The sequence below is a fragment of the Actinoplanes sp. NPDC049668 genome (genome assembly GCF_044465445.1).
GTDB lineage: Bacteria > Actinomycetota > Actinomycetes > Mycobacteriales > Micromonosporaceae > Actinoplanes.
Genome location: NZ_JBITLR010000001.1, coordinates 880,542 through 894,509 on the forward strand (window position 1 = coordinate 880,542; position 13,968 = coordinate 894,509).

Sequence of the window (13,968 nt, forward strand, 5' to 3'; positions counted from 1 at the left end):
TGAGAATTTTGCCGGTACCTGACGATAAGCTCACCCCGTGCGCAAGGTATTGATCGCCAATCGCGGCGAGATCGCCGTCCGTGTCATCCGGGCCTGCAAGGACGCGGGCCTGGCCAGCGTGGCCGTCTACGCGGACGCCGATCGCGACGGCATGCCCGCGCGGCTCGCCGACGAGGCGTTCGCCCTGGGTGGCGAGACCGCGGCGGAGACCTACCTGCGCTTCGACAAGCTCCTCGACGTCGCCGCCCGCAGTGGCGCCGACGCCGTGCACCCCGGCTACGGCTTCCTGTCGGAGAACGCCGACTTCGCTCAGGCCGTACTGGATGCGGGTCTGACCTGGATCGGCCCGACGCCGGCCGCGATCCGCGACCTGGGCGACAAGGTCACCGCCCGGCACATCGCGCAGCGCGCCGGCGCCCCGCTGGTGCCGGGCACGGCCGAGCCGGTCCGCAACGCCGAGGAGATCGTCGCGTTCGCGGTCGAGCACGGCCTGCCCGTCGCGATCAAGGCGGCGTTCGGCGGCGGCGGCCGCGGCCTCAAGGTCGCCCGCACGCTCGGCGAGATCCCCGCGCTCTTCGAGTCCGCGACGCGCGAGGCGGTCGCGGCCTTCGGCCGCGGCGAGTGCTTCGTCGAGCGCTACCTGGACCGGCCCCGGCACGTGGAGGCCCAGGTCCTGGCGGACACGCACGGCAACGTGATCGTCGTCGGCACCCGCGACTGCTCCCTGCAGCGCCGCCACCAGAAGCTCGTCGAGGAGGCGCCGGCGCCGTTCCTCAGCGACGACCAGCGCGCCCGCATCCACACCAGCGCCAAGGCCATCTGCCGCGAGGCGGGCTACCACGGCGCCGGCACGGTGGAATACCTGGTCGGCCAGGACGGCACCATCTCGTTCCTCGAGGTCAACACCCGGCTGCAGGTCGAGCACCCGGTCAGCGAGGAGACCGCGGGCGTCGACCTGGTCCGCGAGCAGTTCCGCATCGCCGACGGCGGCGTGCTCGCGCTGACCGAGGACCCGGCGCCGCGCGGCCACTCGATCGAGTTCCGGATCAACGGCGAGGACGCGGGCCGCGGCTTCCTGCCGGCCCCGGGCCAGGTCACGGACCTGACCTGGCCGAGCGGACCCGGCGTGCGGGTGGACACCGGCGTCGAGGCGGGCAGCGTGATCGGCGGCAACTTCGACTCCCTGCTCGCGAAGATCATCGTTACCGGCAGCGACCGCACCGAGGCGCTCGAACGCGCCCGCCGCGTCCTGGACGAGACGGTCATCGAGGGCATGGCGACGGTCCTGCCGTTCCACCGCCTCGTCGTGCGCGACCCGGCGTTCATCGACTTCACCGTCCACACCCGCTGGATCGAGACCGAATGGCAGGGGGGCGTCGAGCCGTTCGCCCCGGCCGCGGCCTCCGGCGCCGAGGCACCGGAACGCGAGACCGTCGTGGTCGAGGTCGCCGGCAAGCGCCTGGAGGTGCGCCTCCCGGCAAACCTATTTTCCGGTACGCGCACAGTCGACCCAGCCCGCCCTCGGACCCGCCGTTCGGGGCCCGCGAAGCAGGCGGCGGGTGCGGGCGCTGCCGCGCTGACCGCACCCATGCAGGGCACCATCGTCAAGGTCGCGGTCCAGGACGGCGACCTGGTCGCCGAGGGCGACGTGATCGTGGTCGTCGAGGCGATGAAGATGGAGCAGCCCCTGCAGGCGCACCGCTCCGGCACGGTCTCGGGCCTCTCGGTCGAGGCGGGTGCGACGGTCACCGCCGGCGCCGTGATCTGCGAGATCTCCTGAGCCCCGCCTAGCCGCCATGATTCAGCCGGCGCAGGACGGCCCGGGCCGCCTCGTCCGGCGGCTCCTCGGAGCTCTGCGGTAGCGAGCCGCTGAGCCACAACGTCGCGAAGCCGTGCGCCAGCGACCACGCGGCCAGCCCGGCCTCGCGCACGTCGGCCCCAGCGGCACCCTGGCCGTCCGGCAGGTCCGCGACTCCGGCGTAGAGCGCTTCGCCGGCCCGTTCCCGCGCGGCGGTCAGGGCGGGGTCGTCGGCGTGGTAGAGGTCCGGCCGCCACATCACCTCGAAGTGCGCCCGGTGCGTCGTGGCGTACCGGACGTAGGCGACGCCCAGCTCCAGGAAGCTTCCCGTCGTCGCGCGGGTCTCGGTCAGCGCCGCCGCGAGCTGCGTGAAGCCCTCCGTCGCCAGCGCGGTGAGCAGGCCGGGCTTGTCGCCGAAGTGGTGGGTCGGCGCCGCGTGCGAGACGCCGGCCCGCCGGGCCAGGTCGCGCAGGCTCAGCGCCGCCGGCCCGCTCTCGGCGATCGCCTCCGCCGCCGCGTCGAGCAGGGCCCGGCGCAGATCGCCGTGGTGGTACCGCTCCTTCGCCATGTGGCCACCATATCTTTCCATTGACAAGATATCGAGGCCGAGTGCATCTTGGCAGTGACAAGTTTGGAGGATCGAGATGGCACCCCTGATCACCCTCGTCGGCGGCACCGGCCTCGCCCGCCTGCTCGGCCTGCTCGGCGTCGACGCCCTGGACGGCTGGCTGCCCGCCCTGCGGGCCGGACTCGCCCTGATGTTCGTGCTGACCGGGCTCGCGCACTTCGGGCTCGGCCGCCGCGCGGACCTGATCGCCATGGTTCCGCCCCGGCTGCCCCGCCCGGACCTGCTGGTCACGGCGACGGGCGTGCTGGAGCTCGCCGGCGCGGCCGGCCTGCTGCTGCCCGCCACCTACCGGCTCGCGGCGGCGTGCCTCGCGCTGCTGATGGTGGCCATGTTCCCGGCCAACATCCACGCGGCCCGCCGCCGGGTCACGCTCGGCGGGAAGCAGGTCACCCCGCTGCTCCCGCGCACCGCGTTACAGCTGCTCTACATCGGAGCGGCGCTGACGATCGCACTCAGCGGAGCCGGGTGATCGTCACCTCGACGCCCTGACCCGTGCTCTGCGGGCCCGCGTAGACGCCCTTGAGCGGCGGCACGTCGCCGTACTCGCGGCCCCGGCCGACCACGACGTGCCGCTCGCCGACCGGCACGCCGTTGGTCGGGTCGAACGCCGTCCAGCGGCCGACCCACCACTCCACCCAGGCGTGGCTCTGCCCCACCACGCTGTCGCCGATCGCCGCCGCCGGCGACGGGTGCAGGTAGCCCGACACGTACCGGGCCGGCAGCCCCATCTCCCGCAGCAGGCCGACCGTCAGGTGGCTGATGTCCTGGCAGACGCCCTTGCGCTGCGACCACGCGTGCAGCGCGTCGCTCTGCACGCCGGTCGCGCCCGGCTGGTAGGCGACCTCGCCGCGGACGAACTCGCACACGGCCAGCGCCGCGGCGTGCGGCGTGCCGTGCGCTCCCCGGATGTCCGCCGCGATGCCGGCGAGCTCGCCGTCCAGGGCCGTGCGCTGCGACGCGAGCAGCAGTTCGTACCAGCGGTCCACGTTCTCCGGCATCTCGAGCTCGTCCCAGGCGGCGCCCTCGCCCGGCTCGATCAGGTCGCCCGGCGGCAGGGTCTCCACCGTGGACGTCGCCGTCACGGTGAGCGCCTCGTGCTTCGCGTGCACGTCGAAGGCCGTGACGACCGTGCCCCAGTAGTCCTCGTAGCGGTACGTGCGCGCCGGCGGCCACACCTCCACGCGCGCGTCCAGCACCGCCTGATGACTCTCGTTGCGCGGCCACATCCGGGCCTCGTTGTAGGACGACGACACCGGCCCGGCGTAGTCGAAACCACTCTTGTGCTGAATCTTCAACCGCCAACTGTCCACCACCGGAACGCTCACGCCGCCCCCCGCACCCAGTTGACCGCCGTCGTCTGGCGGAAGTAGCGCCGCGACACCGCCTCGTTCACCTGTGAGCAGGTCTTCTCCAGGCTGGCCAGCACCGGCGACAGGTCGTCGATCAGCTCGTCGGCGCCGCGGAACTCCAGGTTGGTGCGCGCCCGGCCGACGATCCGCTGCGCGTCGGTCGCCACGCCCGCGCGGCCCGGGTCCGGCTCCAGGTCGGTGAGGCAGGACTCGGCCGTGGAGAGCGCCGCGAAGACCGAGCGGGGAAAGAGCCGGTCCAGCAGCAGGAACTCCGCCGCGTGACGATCGTCCAGGGAGCCACGGTACGTGCGCAGGAACGTCTCCCAGGCCCCGCTGGAGCGCAGCAGCGTCAGCCAGGAGGGAATGCTTCCGCCGGCCCGCTCGTGCGTACGCAGCAGCCGGGCCGTCATGTCCACCCGCTCGACGCTGCGGCCCAGCACCAGAAACAGCCAGCCCTCGTCGCGGCTCATCGTGGCGTCGGTCAGCCCCGCCATCACCGCGCACCGCTCGCGCACCCAGCGGAAGAACGAGTGCACGCCCTGCTGCTCCACCCGGCGCCGGGCGTTGGGCAGGCCGTGCCAGGTCGAGTTGAGGCACTCCCACATCTCCGAGGAGACCGTCTCGCGGGCGCCGCGGGCGTTCTCCCGCGCCGCCGCCAGCGCGCCGACCACCGAGCTCGGGCTGCGCTCGTCGAGGCCGAGCAGGCCGACCACCCGGGCGGAGGTGAACGGCTGGTCCTCGATCGGCATGCCCATGACCGCGAGCAGCGAGCGACAGGCCTGGTCCTCGCTCGTCCACGGGTCGGCCAGGATGCGCTGCAGGTGCACGTCGAGGATGCGCGCGGTGTCCTCGGCCCGCTCGACGTACCGGCCGATCCAGTAGAGCGACTCGGCGATCCGGCTCAGCATCGCGGCCCTCCCTGTTGCTGTTGTTGCTGCTGTTGCTGCTGCGACTCGCCCGTGCCGGCGCCGGGACCGGGGTCCGGGCTGCCGGCCGCGGGCGGCGCGGCCGGCTCGGCGGGCGGTTCCGGCACGTGGAACGGCGACGGGTCGTCGGCGTCGGCGAGCACCCAGGTGTCCTTGGAGCCGCCGCCCTGGCTGGAGTTCACGACCAGGGCGCCCTCCGGCAGCGCGACCCGGGTCAGGCCGCCGGGCAGCACCCAGATCCGGTCGCCGTCGTTGACCGCGAACGGCCGCAGGTCGACGTGGCGCCCGCGCAGCCGGTTGCCGATCAGCGTCGGCACCATGGAGAGCTTCACCTCGCGCTGGGCGATCCAGCCGCGCGGATCGGCCACGATCTTCGCGCGCACCGCGGCCAGCTCGGCCTCGGTCGCCTGCGAACCGATCACGATGCCCGCGCCGCCGGCGCCGTCGACGGGCTTGAGCACCAGCTCGCCCAGCCGGGGCAGCACCTCGTCCAGCACGCCGGGCTCGTCCAGCCGGTAGGTGTCCACGTTGGGCAGCAACGGCTCCTCGTCCAGGTAGTACCGGATGAGATCCGGCACGTACGTGTAGAGGAGCTTGTCGTCGGCGACGCCGTTGCCGACCGCGTTGGCGATGGTGACCCGGCCCGCGCGGGCCGCGTTGAGCAGCCCGGCCACGCCGATCACCGAGTCGGCCCGGAAGTGCACCGGGTCCAGGAAGTCGTCGTCGATGCGCCGGTAGATGACGTCGACGCGCTGCTCGCCGGCGGTCGTGCGCATCGCCACCTGGTTGCCGACGCAGACCAGGTCGCGGCCCTCGACCAGTTCGACGCCCATCTCGCGGGCGATCAGCGCATGCTCGAAGTACGCCGAGTTGTAGACGCCGGGGCTGAGCACCACGACGGTCGGGTTGCCGACGCCGACGGGCGCGGCGGCCCGCAGCGCCCGCAGCAGCATCGCCGGATAGGCCTCGACCGGACGGATCTTGGTGGCGGCGAAGACCTCCGGCAGCACCTGTGCCATCGCCCGGCGGTTCTCCATGACGTAGCTGACGCCGGACGGGATGCGCACGTTGTCCTCGAGCACCCGGAACCTGCCCTGCTCGTCCCGGATCAGGTCGACGCCGGCGACGTGGATGCGGACGCCGTTGGGCGGGTTGATGCCCGCCGCGGCGCGCAGGAAGTGCGCGCTGGTGGCGATGATGCGCCGGGGCACGACGCCGTCCGCGAGGACCTGGCCGGCGCCGTACACGTCGGCGAGGAAGGCCTCCAGGGCGCGGATCCGCTGCGCGACACCCAGCTCGACCTTGCGCCACTCGGCGGCGGCGATGATCCGCGGCACGATGTCCAGCGGGAAGGGCCGCTCGACGCCCTTGAGCGCGAACGTGATGCCCTGGTCAAGGAACGCCCGGGCCAGCACCTCGGCGCGAACGCCCAGCTCGGCGCTCGACAGCGGCTGCAGCGTCGCGTGCAGGGCCTCGTAGGTCTCCCGAGGCATGCCGAGCTCGCCGAACATCTCGTCCCAGCCGGGGCCGAGGCGGTACTCCTCGAAAAGATCCGCCATGGCCTGACACTACGGGCGACTCGTTGCGCGTGGGTAACACCGGTCACGGCGCCGGCATGAGGCGGGCCGCCGGTACGGGACCTACCGACGGCCCGGGCGCGACACACCCGGCACGAGGCCGGGCGGGCGCCGCTCGCCCGAGACACCGGGAACGGGGGACCCGGCGTATCGGGGACTGCCCCCACGGTACGCGTGCGCGGCCCCCATCAGAAGCGCCCGATCCGGGTCTACACCCACGGGGATCGCCGCGGCCCGCGATAATTGGCAACGGCGGACCAACGCAGCACGTACCGTGTCGGGCATCACCGTTACCTGGGCCTGATCAGAGCGCATTCTGTACTCAGCTCATTCTCAGGGGCGTGCACGGACAATGCCGTGTGACCAGGAGCCGCGAGGTGGCCGACCGATGACCGATTTGTTGACCGTAGTGGCGACACCGGCGTGGGCCTACCTTGCTCTTTTCGGTTTCCTGGCGGTCGACGCGATGGTCCCGGTGGTGCCGATCCAGGCCATCATGATCACGTCCGGCGCCCTCACCGTGTACGGCAACCTGAGCCTGCCGCTGGTCATCGCGGTCGGCGCGCTGGGCATGTTCACCGGCGACTCCATCGCGTTCGTGCTGGGCCGCACGGCGGGCCAGTCCGGCGGCCACTGGTTCAGCGGGCGCCTGACCGCCCTGCGGCAGCGCTTCGGGCCCAGAAACGACCAGGTCGACAAGCCGGACTCGAAGACCAAGCGCGCGGCCGTGCGGTTCACCCGCGGCCTGCGCCGGCCCGGCCCGCTGGTGATCCTGCTCTGCCGCTTCGTGCCGGGCGGGCGGATGGCGGCCGGCTACAACGCCGGGCGCAGCGGCTACCCGATCAAGCTCTTCGTGATCTACGACGGCGCCGCCGCGCTGGGCTGGGCCACGTACGGCGGCCTGGTCGGGCACGTCGGCGGCACCGCGATCACCCAGTCGGCCTGGCGCCTGTTCGCCATCGCCGCGACGGCGGCGGTCATCTTCGGCACCGCGGGCTGGATCCTGGCGCTGTTCGGCGGGCGCAAGGACGTCGCGGCCCTGGGCGACGCCGGCGGCGAGGCGACCGACGACCACCCGGCCGGCGCCCGCAGCTGAGTCCCGGACCCGCGGTACGGATCCGGGACCACGGGCCGCCTACTGAATGTCGTGCAGCATGAGCTGCCGGGCCGCCTCGGCGATGGAACCGGACAGCGACGGGTAAATGGTGATGGTGTGGGCCAGCTGGTCCACCGTGAGGTTGTTCTCGATCGCCATCGTGATCGGCAGGATCAGCTCGCTCGCCTTGGGCGCGACGACCACCCCGCCGACGATCTGGCCGGTCGCCGGGCGGCAGAAGAGCTTGACGAAGCCGTCGTGCAGGCCGGCCATCTTCGCCCGGGCGTTGCCGGTAAGCGGCAGCATCACCTGACGGGCGGGCACCTTGCCGGCGTCGACGTCGTTCTGCGAGACGCCGACGGTGGCCAGCTCCGGGTCGGTGAAGACGTTCGCGGAGACCGTGCGCAGCCGCAGCGGCGCCACGGCCTCGCCCATCGCGTGCCAGATCGCGATCCGGCCCTGCATGGCGGCGACGCTGGCCAGCGGCAGCACGCCGGTGCAGTCGCCGGCCGCGTAGATGCCCGGCACGTTGGTGCGTGACACCCGGTCGACGGTCACGTAGCCGCCGCTCGCCACCTCGACGCCGTACTCGCGCAGGCCCAGGTCGGCCGTGTTGGGCACCGCGCCGACGGCCATCAGGGCGTGCGAGCCCTCGACCGTGCGGCCGTCCGCCAGCGTCACCAACACCCCGTCGCCCGTGTTGACCACCGAGTCGGCCCGGGACTGGTTGAGGATCGTCATGCCGCGCTCGCGGAAGACCCGCTCGATGGCCATCGCGGCGTCGGCGTCCTCGTGCGGCATCACCCGCTCGCGGCTCGACACCAGGGTGACCTTTATCCCCATGGCCAGGTAGGCGCTGGCGAACTCGGCGCCGGTGACGCCCGAGCCGATCACCACCAGGTGCGAGGGCAGCTCGTCCAGGTCGTAGACCTGGCGCCAGTCGAGGATGCGCTCGCCGTCGGGCACCGCGGTGGGCAGGACCCGGGGGGTCGCGCCGGTCGCGATCAGCACGGTCGAGGCGTCGACGGCGTACGCCGCACGGCCCGCGGGGGTGATCAGGACCTGGTGGGTGTGACCGAGCGTGTCCTCCCCGAGCCGCGCGCGGCCCGTGACGACGTCGACGCCCGCCTTGATCAGCTTGGCCTGGATGTCGCCGGACTGGGCCAGCGCGAGCTGCTTGACCCGGTCGTTGACGGCCTTCGCGTCGACCGTCACGCCGGACAGGCCCGCCGACCGGATGCCGAAGCGCTCGTTGTGCCGGTAGCCGGTCACCACCTCCGAGCTGGCGATGAAGGTCTTCGAGGGGACACAGTCGGAGAGCACGCACGCGCCACCGGCCCCGTCGGCCTCGACGAGGGTGACGTCCGCGTCGAGTTGTGCGGCGACCAGCGCCGCCTCGTACCCGCCCGGCCCACCGCCGATGATCACGATCCGGCTCACGATACTCCGACCTCCATTGCTAAGTTTTGTCGCTTTCGTACCTCTGATGTGCCGACACGCACACCTCGTATTCTCCACTACCGCCCGTCCGGGCTATCGTCATCGCCGTGGGTCACTACGCCGCGTACGGCTCAAACCTCGATCCGGCCCGTATGCGGGCCTACTGCCCGCACTCGCCCATGGTCGGTGTCGGGTGGGTGGAGGGCTGGCGCCTGACCTTCGCCGGCGAGGGCGACATGGGCTGGGAGGGCGCGGTCACCACGATCGTGGAGTCCGCCGGCGACCGGGTCTTCGTCTCGCTCTACGACGTGCACCCGTGGGACGCCGCCCAGCTCGACGAGGTCGAGGGCGTGACCGCCGGCGCGTACCAGAAGCTCACCGTGCGTGTCTCCACGCTCGAGGGCGAGTTCAGCGCCTGGGTCTACGTCTTCGACGGCTACGAGGGCGGCATGCCGACCGCCTGGTACCTCTCCGAGATCGCGAACGCGGCCGAGAAGGCCGGCGCGCCCGACGACTACGTCGCCGAGCTGCGGGGCCGCCCGACCCGGACTTCGTCGCCGGAGGTCTGAACGGTCCGCTGGTAGATGTTCGCCTCGTACAAGGGGCGCATGCCGACCGCGCGGTAGAGCCGCGCGGCCCGCGTCGGATTCGCCAGATCGACACCGAGCCCGGCGCTTGAGCGGCCCTTGGCCGCGTAGGCCGCGAAGGCCCGGCGCAGCAGCGCCTCCCCGACACCCCGCCGCCGGTACGGCCGCAGCACCGCCAGCGACCGCACCCAGCCCGCGTTCTCCTCGGCGCCGGAGTCGGACGACTGGAGCACCCCGGCCCACTCGCCGTCCGCCTCGCCGACGAACCACTCGTCCCAGGCGATGCTCGACTCGGCCGCGCACCGGCTCCACCAGGTCTCGTAGTCCGGCTCCCGGTGGTCGCTGTCGCGGAACGCCTCCTCGATGGTGGCGTGGAACCGGCGCAGCTCGGCCTCGTCGTCGTGGCGCAGCGGCCGGACCGTGACGCCCCGCGCCGGCTCCGGCGCCGTGACCGGCGCGTCCGTCAGCGACATCGTCATCCGCGCGTGCTGCTTGAGGAAGCCGAACCCGGCCTCGGTCAGCGCCGCGATCCACTCCCGCTCGGTGGGTATCGCACCCGCCCGGACCGTGTACGGGTCGTGGCCGAACTCCCGGCCGCGCTCCACCACCCGCCCCAGCATCAGGCCGAGCAGCCACCGCAGGGCCGGCTCGCCGCGCCCCGGCCAGGCGTACACCTCGATGAACTCGCGGTCGTGGCCCGTCGCGTTGCCGGGGTACGCCCAGCCGACGATCTCGCCGGCGGCGTCCAGTGCCACCCAGCAGTCCCGGGCCGGATCGGTGTTCGCCATGGTGAGCGCCGCACGCACCTCGTCGGTGGTGAAGTCGGGCTCGCCGACGGCCGCGACGTCGCTCGCGTGCGCGAGCCGCAGGATCTCGGGCACGTCCTCCAGCGTGGGGCGGCGGGTGCGCCAGCCCTCGGGCAGTCCGGTCACCCGGAAATCCGAACACAGAACGACCGCCCGGCCAACCGTTATTCAGCTCCCGAGCCGGTGCGACAGCGACTCCAGCAGCCCGCACAGCTCGATCCGCTCGGCCCGGTCGAGCTGTCCGTACGCCTGGCCGGCCAGCGAGTCCGCGACCGACTCCGCCCACATCAGGCGGCGCACTATCGGCCCCGGCGACGGGTAGGGCGGCTGCCAGCCGAACGCCACCGCGTCCGTCTCGCCGTCCGGGCCCGCGATGATCGCCTGCAACGGGGTGAGCCCGCTGGCCCGGACCGCGACCACGTGCACGCCGAGCCGGTGCTCGTGCAGCAGGTGCAGCATCACCGCCGCCTGCGCGCCGGGCGCCGTCTCGGGCACCGGCATCGCGCGCCACGCGGCGAAGAGCGGCAGCCCGGCGGCGTCCACCGCGGCCACGACCCGATTCGACAGCTCCAGCAGCCGGCTCAGCCGGGGGAAGCCGCCCAGCTCGGCGACGCCCCACCGGCACAGCTCGTGCAGGTGCCAGGCGGCCACCTCGACCGGCGGGGTGGTCTTGGCCGCCGCCTCCCAGCCGTCGGTCACGGCGTCGGGCGCGATGAAGCCGATCGCCGCGGCGACCGTCTCCGGGCGCACGTCGCCGAGCGCACCCGCGCGCGCCGACACGTGGTAGGCCCACCCGGACAGCCCCATCAGCCGCGCGCGGCGCAGCGTCTGCGGCGACTCGGCGAACGCACCGACGAGCTTGGCGAGTCCCGGCTTGGCGTTGGCGGATGCCTGTTCGGGGGTCACGCGCCCGATTCTGCTCTCCCTGACCGGTTCAGGAAACCGGCTAATGATCCGGTTCGTCGGCGGAAAGATCCTCGATCGCCGCCTCGACGTCGCCGACCTGACGCCGGGCCGCCGACGCGTCGCGCTCCGACGAGCGTCGGGCCAGCTTGCGCCGGGACAGCTCGGCCTGCGCGACGATCCGCTGCCGTTCGAGCTCGGCGAGCTGCTCCTCGATCTCGTCCACCGCGTGTGCTGCGTCACGCTCGGCCGCCTCGGCCCGTTCGAGGCGGGTACGCGCCCGGGTGTCCGCCGCCCGCGCCGCGGTCAGCTCCCGCTCGAGCTCGCGCCGCCGCTCGGCCCGCTGCTGCCGTGCCTTGCCCTCGGCCCGCCGCTTCCGCTCGTCCGACAGCGACGCGACCGGCGCGGATTCGGGCTCCCCGGCCGCCGGCTCGGGCGGGTCCTCCGCCGTGACCAGACGCAGCCGGGGCCGGGGCACCTCGCCGAAGCCGGCGTAGGTCGCCGCCCGCACCAGCCGCCCGCCGCGCACCTGTTCGGCGATCTCCGGCTCGGCCAGCGCCGCCGTCAGCGTCGCCTCGACCTCGGCCATCGGCAGCTTCACCGTGCGCAGCCCGGGCTCCTCCTCGACGGCCAGCCGCTGCGCGGCGTTGACCAGCGCGGACACCAACTGGCGGCGCCGGGTGGACAGCTCGCGGAGCTGGTCGCCGTGCAGGCCGCGCTGCGCCGAGCGCAGCGCGGTGGCGAGCTCGACCAGCTCGTCGATCAGCTCCGGCCGGCGCATCGCCAGCAGGTTGACCAGCCAGGCCGCGACGGTCGGCTTGCGCAGCGCGGCCAGCCGCTTCGCCGTCTCCTTGTCGCCGGCCCGGCGCGCCTCGGCCACCGCGGCGGCCCGGCCCGCGACGAAGGAGTCCGGCGGCGCCTCGTAGAGCGCCCGGATCAGCTCCTCGGTGCTGGTCGGCACGTCAGTCGAGGGTCGTGCCGGGCGCGACGTGCGCGTACCTGGTGCCGCCGAGGCGCTCCAGGTGGCCGTCGGAGACCTGCGCGCCGGTGCCGGTGAGCAGGTGGTCGTGCAGGGCGAAGGCCCGGTCCGGCCGGACCGCGCGGACGAAGTCGATCGCCTCGCTCAGCTTCATCCACGGCGCGTTCAGCGGCACGAACAGCGTGTCGACGTGCTCGTCGGGCACCGTGAACGAGTCGCCGGGCGTGTACACCGAGCCGGCGCCGTCGGAGATCAGGTAGCCCAGGTTGGCGATCCGCGGGATGTCCGCGTGGATGACCGCGTGCTGACCGCCGTACGCCCGGACGGTGAAGCCCGCCGCCGTGAACTCCGTTCCGGCCTCGACGGCCGTGACCGCGAACGCCTCCAGCTTGGGCAGCACCTGGGGATGCGCGTACACCCGCAGGCCGGGGTGCTTGTCGAGCGCGGCCGCCAGGGCGTCGGTGTCCAGATGGTCGAAGTGCTCGTGCGTGATCAGCACGGCGTCGGCCCCGTCCAGGGCGGACCGTTCGCTGAACGCGCCCGGATCTACGACGAGGACGGCGTCGCCGTCCTCGACGCGCAGGCAGGAATGCGTGAACTTCGTGACGCGCACGGGACCCCTCCGGTGCCGAATCGTGACCGCTCACCTCGCAGTCTGCCGGAACCGGCGCATCCGCGTCGCGCGTCCCAGGGTGCAGATCTCAACGGTCAACGGAGGATCCATGCGTGCAGGACGAAAGATAGCGGCGGCAGTCGGTGCCGTCGGACTGGCCTTGACACTGGCACTGGCGGGTTGCGGCGGCGGTTCGGACGACACACAGTCCGCCAAGGGCAGCGCGGGGGACATGGGTGCGGCCGAGGCTCCCGCGGCCGGGGCTCCCGAGGTCGCGCCCGAGGAACAGCGGCAGGACGCCGACCAGCAGGGCAAGGACCAGACGGCACAGGCGCCCAACCTGGCCGTCGACCAGCGGTCGATCATTTACACCGGCTCGATCACCGTACGCGTCGACGACGTGAACATCTCCGCGGCTCGCGCCTCCGGCTTCGCGACCGCCGCGGGCGGCTTCGTCAGCGGCGACAAGCGCAACAGCGGCTCCGGCTCGTCGGACGCCACCCTCGAGCTGCGCGTGCCGGCGGACAAGTTCTCCGCCGTGGTCAACCAGCTGGCGGAGCTGGGCGACGAGGAGCAGCGCGGCATCAACACCGAGGACGTCACCGAGGCGGTCATCGACCTGGACGCCCGGATCGCCACCCAGAAGGCCCGGGTGGACAGCGGCCGCAAGCTGCTCGCCCAGGCGAAGTCCCTGAACGACCTGGTGATGCTGGAGCGCGAGGTGGCGACGCGCGAGGCGGACCTGGCGTCGCTGGAGGCGAAGAAGCGCCGCCTGGCCGACCTGACGTCCCTGTCGACGATCACCGTGATCCTGCTCGACCCGGAGGCGGTGGCCAATCAGGCGCAGGAGGACGGCCCGCCCGGCTTCCTGGCGGGCCTGAAGAACGGCTGGAAGGGCCTGCTGGCCTCGCTGGGTGTCCTGGTGACGATCCTCGGCTGGCTGCTGCCCTGGATCATCGCCATCGGCCTCCCGGCCTGGGCGATCGTCCTGGCCTACCGCCGCTACCGCAGCTCACACCCGGCCCGCCCGAACCCGGCGATCCCCGCCTACGCCACCCACGGCCCACTCCCGGGCTACCCAGCCCACCGCCCCGCACCCCCGGCCCCACCGCAGGCCCCGCAGTCCGCGCCACCGGCCGCCCCGGACTCGCCCGACGAAAAGAACACTAAGGACACCGAATAGCACTCGGCCCTGTCGCCTCATTCCGAGGCGACAGGGCCGACTATTGTTGGCCGTCAATCAAGATCAAGAGCTTTAAGTCGATC

The 13,968-nt window shown here is 72.9% G+C and carries 14 protein-coding genes; 5 read left to right on the plus strand and 9 right to left on the minus strand.

Translation table 11 applies throughout. From position 1 onward, the window contains the following. Nucleotides 1-37 precede the first annotated feature (37 nt). Complete coding sequence (locus ACIBSW_RS04100; protein ID WP_354717422.1) at nt 38-1,780, plus strand: biotin carboxylase N-terminal domain-containing protein; 1,743 nt, start codon at nt 38-40, stop codon at nt 1,778-1,780. A gap of 7 nt (nt 1,781-1,787) precedes the next feature. Here the strand turns inward: ACIBSW_RS04100 and ACIBSW_RS04105 are convergent, their stop codons facing one another. Then, complete coding sequence (locus ACIBSW_RS04105; RefSeq protein ID WP_354717424.1) at nt 1,788-2,366, minus strand: TetR/AcrR family transcriptional regulator; 579 nt, start codon at nt 2,364-2,366, stop codon at nt 1,788-1,790. A gap of 76 nt (nt 2,367-2,442) precedes the next feature. Here ACIBSW_RS04105 and ACIBSW_RS04110 point away from each other — a divergent pair, with 76 nt between their 5' ends. Further along, nucleotides 2,443-2,895 carry a DoxX family membrane protein gene (locus tag ACIBSW_RS04110; RefSeq protein ID WP_354717426.1) on the plus strand — a complete coding sequence of 151 codons (453 nt, stop codon included), beginning with the start codon at nt 2,443-2,445 and terminating at the stop codon, nt 2,893-2,895. Here ACIBSW_RS04110 and ACIBSW_RS04115 read toward each other — a convergent pair. Genes ACIBSW_RS04115 through ACIBSW_RS04125 form a run of 3 tightly spaced genes read right to left on the minus strand, consistent with a single transcriptional unit; the run spans nt 2,879 to nt 6,260 of the window. Then, complete coding sequence (locus tag ACIBSW_RS04115; protein WP_354717428.1) at nt 2,879-3,721, minus strand: transglutaminase family protein; 843 nt, start codon at nt 3,719-3,721, stop codon at nt 2,879-2,881. The genes ACIBSW_RS04110 and ACIBSW_RS04115 overlap by 17 nt on opposite strands. Before the next feature lie 26 nt (nt 3,722-3,747). Next, entirely contained in the window at nt 3,748-4,683 is a 936-nt protein-coding gene (locus ACIBSW_RS04120) for an alpha-E domain-containing protein (RefSeq protein WP_354717430.1), read from the minus strand. Beyond that, nucleotides 4,677-6,260, minus strand: a complete 1,584-nt coding sequence (locus ACIBSW_RS04125; RefSeq protein ID WP_354717432.1) for a circularly permuted type 2 ATP-grasp protein — start codon at nt 6,258-6,260, stop codon at nt 4,677-4,679. The genes ACIBSW_RS04120 and ACIBSW_RS04125 overlap by 7 nt, the downstream gene beginning before the upstream one ends. A gap of 406 nt (nt 6,261-6,666) precedes the next feature. Here ACIBSW_RS04125 and ACIBSW_RS04130 point away from each other — a divergent pair, with 406 nt between their 5' ends. Next, the gene (locus ACIBSW_RS04130) at nt 6,667-7,374 is read left to right on the plus strand and encodes a DedA family protein (RefSeq protein WP_354717434.1); all 708 of its coding nucleotides are present in this window, start codon (nt 6,667-6,669) and stop codon (nt 7,372-7,374) included. Nucleotides 7,375-7,413: 39 nt separating this feature from the next. Here the strand turns inward: ACIBSW_RS04130 and ACIBSW_RS04135 are convergent, their stop codons facing one another. After that, nucleotides 7,414-8,814, minus strand: a complete 1,401-nt coding sequence (locus ACIBSW_RS04135) for an NAD(P)H-quinone dehydrogenase (protein ID WP_354717435.1) — start codon at nt 8,812-8,814, stop codon at nt 7,414-7,416. 107 nt (nt 8,815-8,921) lie between these two features. On the opposite strand from ACIBSW_RS04135, the gene ACIBSW_RS04140 reads away from it, so the two are divergent. Next, entirely contained in the window at nt 8,922-9,383 is a 462-nt protein-coding gene (locus ACIBSW_RS04140; protein WP_354717437.1) for a gamma-glutamylcyclotransferase, read from the plus strand. Here ACIBSW_RS04140 and ACIBSW_RS04145 read toward each other — a convergent pair. The 4 genes from ACIBSW_RS04145 to ACIBSW_RS04160 are packed head-to-tail and all read right to left on the minus strand — an operon-like array spanning nt 9,329 to nt 12,702. Further along, nucleotides 9,329-10,333 carry a GNAT family N-acetyltransferase gene (locus ACIBSW_RS04145; RefSeq protein ID WP_354717439.1) on the minus strand — a complete coding sequence of 335 codons (1,005 nt, stop codon included), beginning with the start codon at nt 10,331-10,333 and terminating at the stop codon, nt 9,329-9,331. The two genes, ACIBSW_RS04140 and ACIBSW_RS04145, sit on opposite strands and share 55 nt — an antisense overlap. Nucleotides 10,334-10,375: 42 nt before the next feature. After that, entirely contained in the window at nt 10,376-11,113 is a 738-nt protein-coding gene (locus ACIBSW_RS04150; RefSeq protein WP_354717441.1) for an SCO6745 family protein, read from the minus strand. Nucleotides 11,114-11,153: 40 nt separating this feature from the next. Beyond that, on the minus strand, nt 11,154-12,071 hold the full coding sequence (locus tag ACIBSW_RS04155) for a hypothetical protein (protein WP_354717442.1): 918 nt from the start codon (nt 12,069-12,071) through the stop codon (nt 11,154-11,156). Between the two features lies 1 nt (nt 12,072). Then, nucleotides 12,073-12,702 (minus strand): MBL fold metallo-hydrolase, encoded by a 630-nt coding sequence (locus ACIBSW_RS04160; RefSeq protein ID WP_354717444.1) that lies wholly within the window; start codon nt 12,700-12,702, stop codon nt 12,073-12,075. A 109-nt stretch (nt 12,703-12,811) separates the two neighbouring features. Between ACIBSW_RS04160 and ACIBSW_RS04165 the strand changes: the two genes are divergently transcribed. Next, the gene (locus ACIBSW_RS04165) at nt 12,812-13,885 is read left to right on the plus strand and encodes a DUF4349 domain-containing protein (RefSeq protein WP_404799209.1); all 1,074 of its coding nucleotides are present in this window, start codon (nt 12,812-12,814) and stop codon (nt 13,883-13,885) included. Nucleotides 13,886-13,968: the final 83 nt, after the last annotated feature.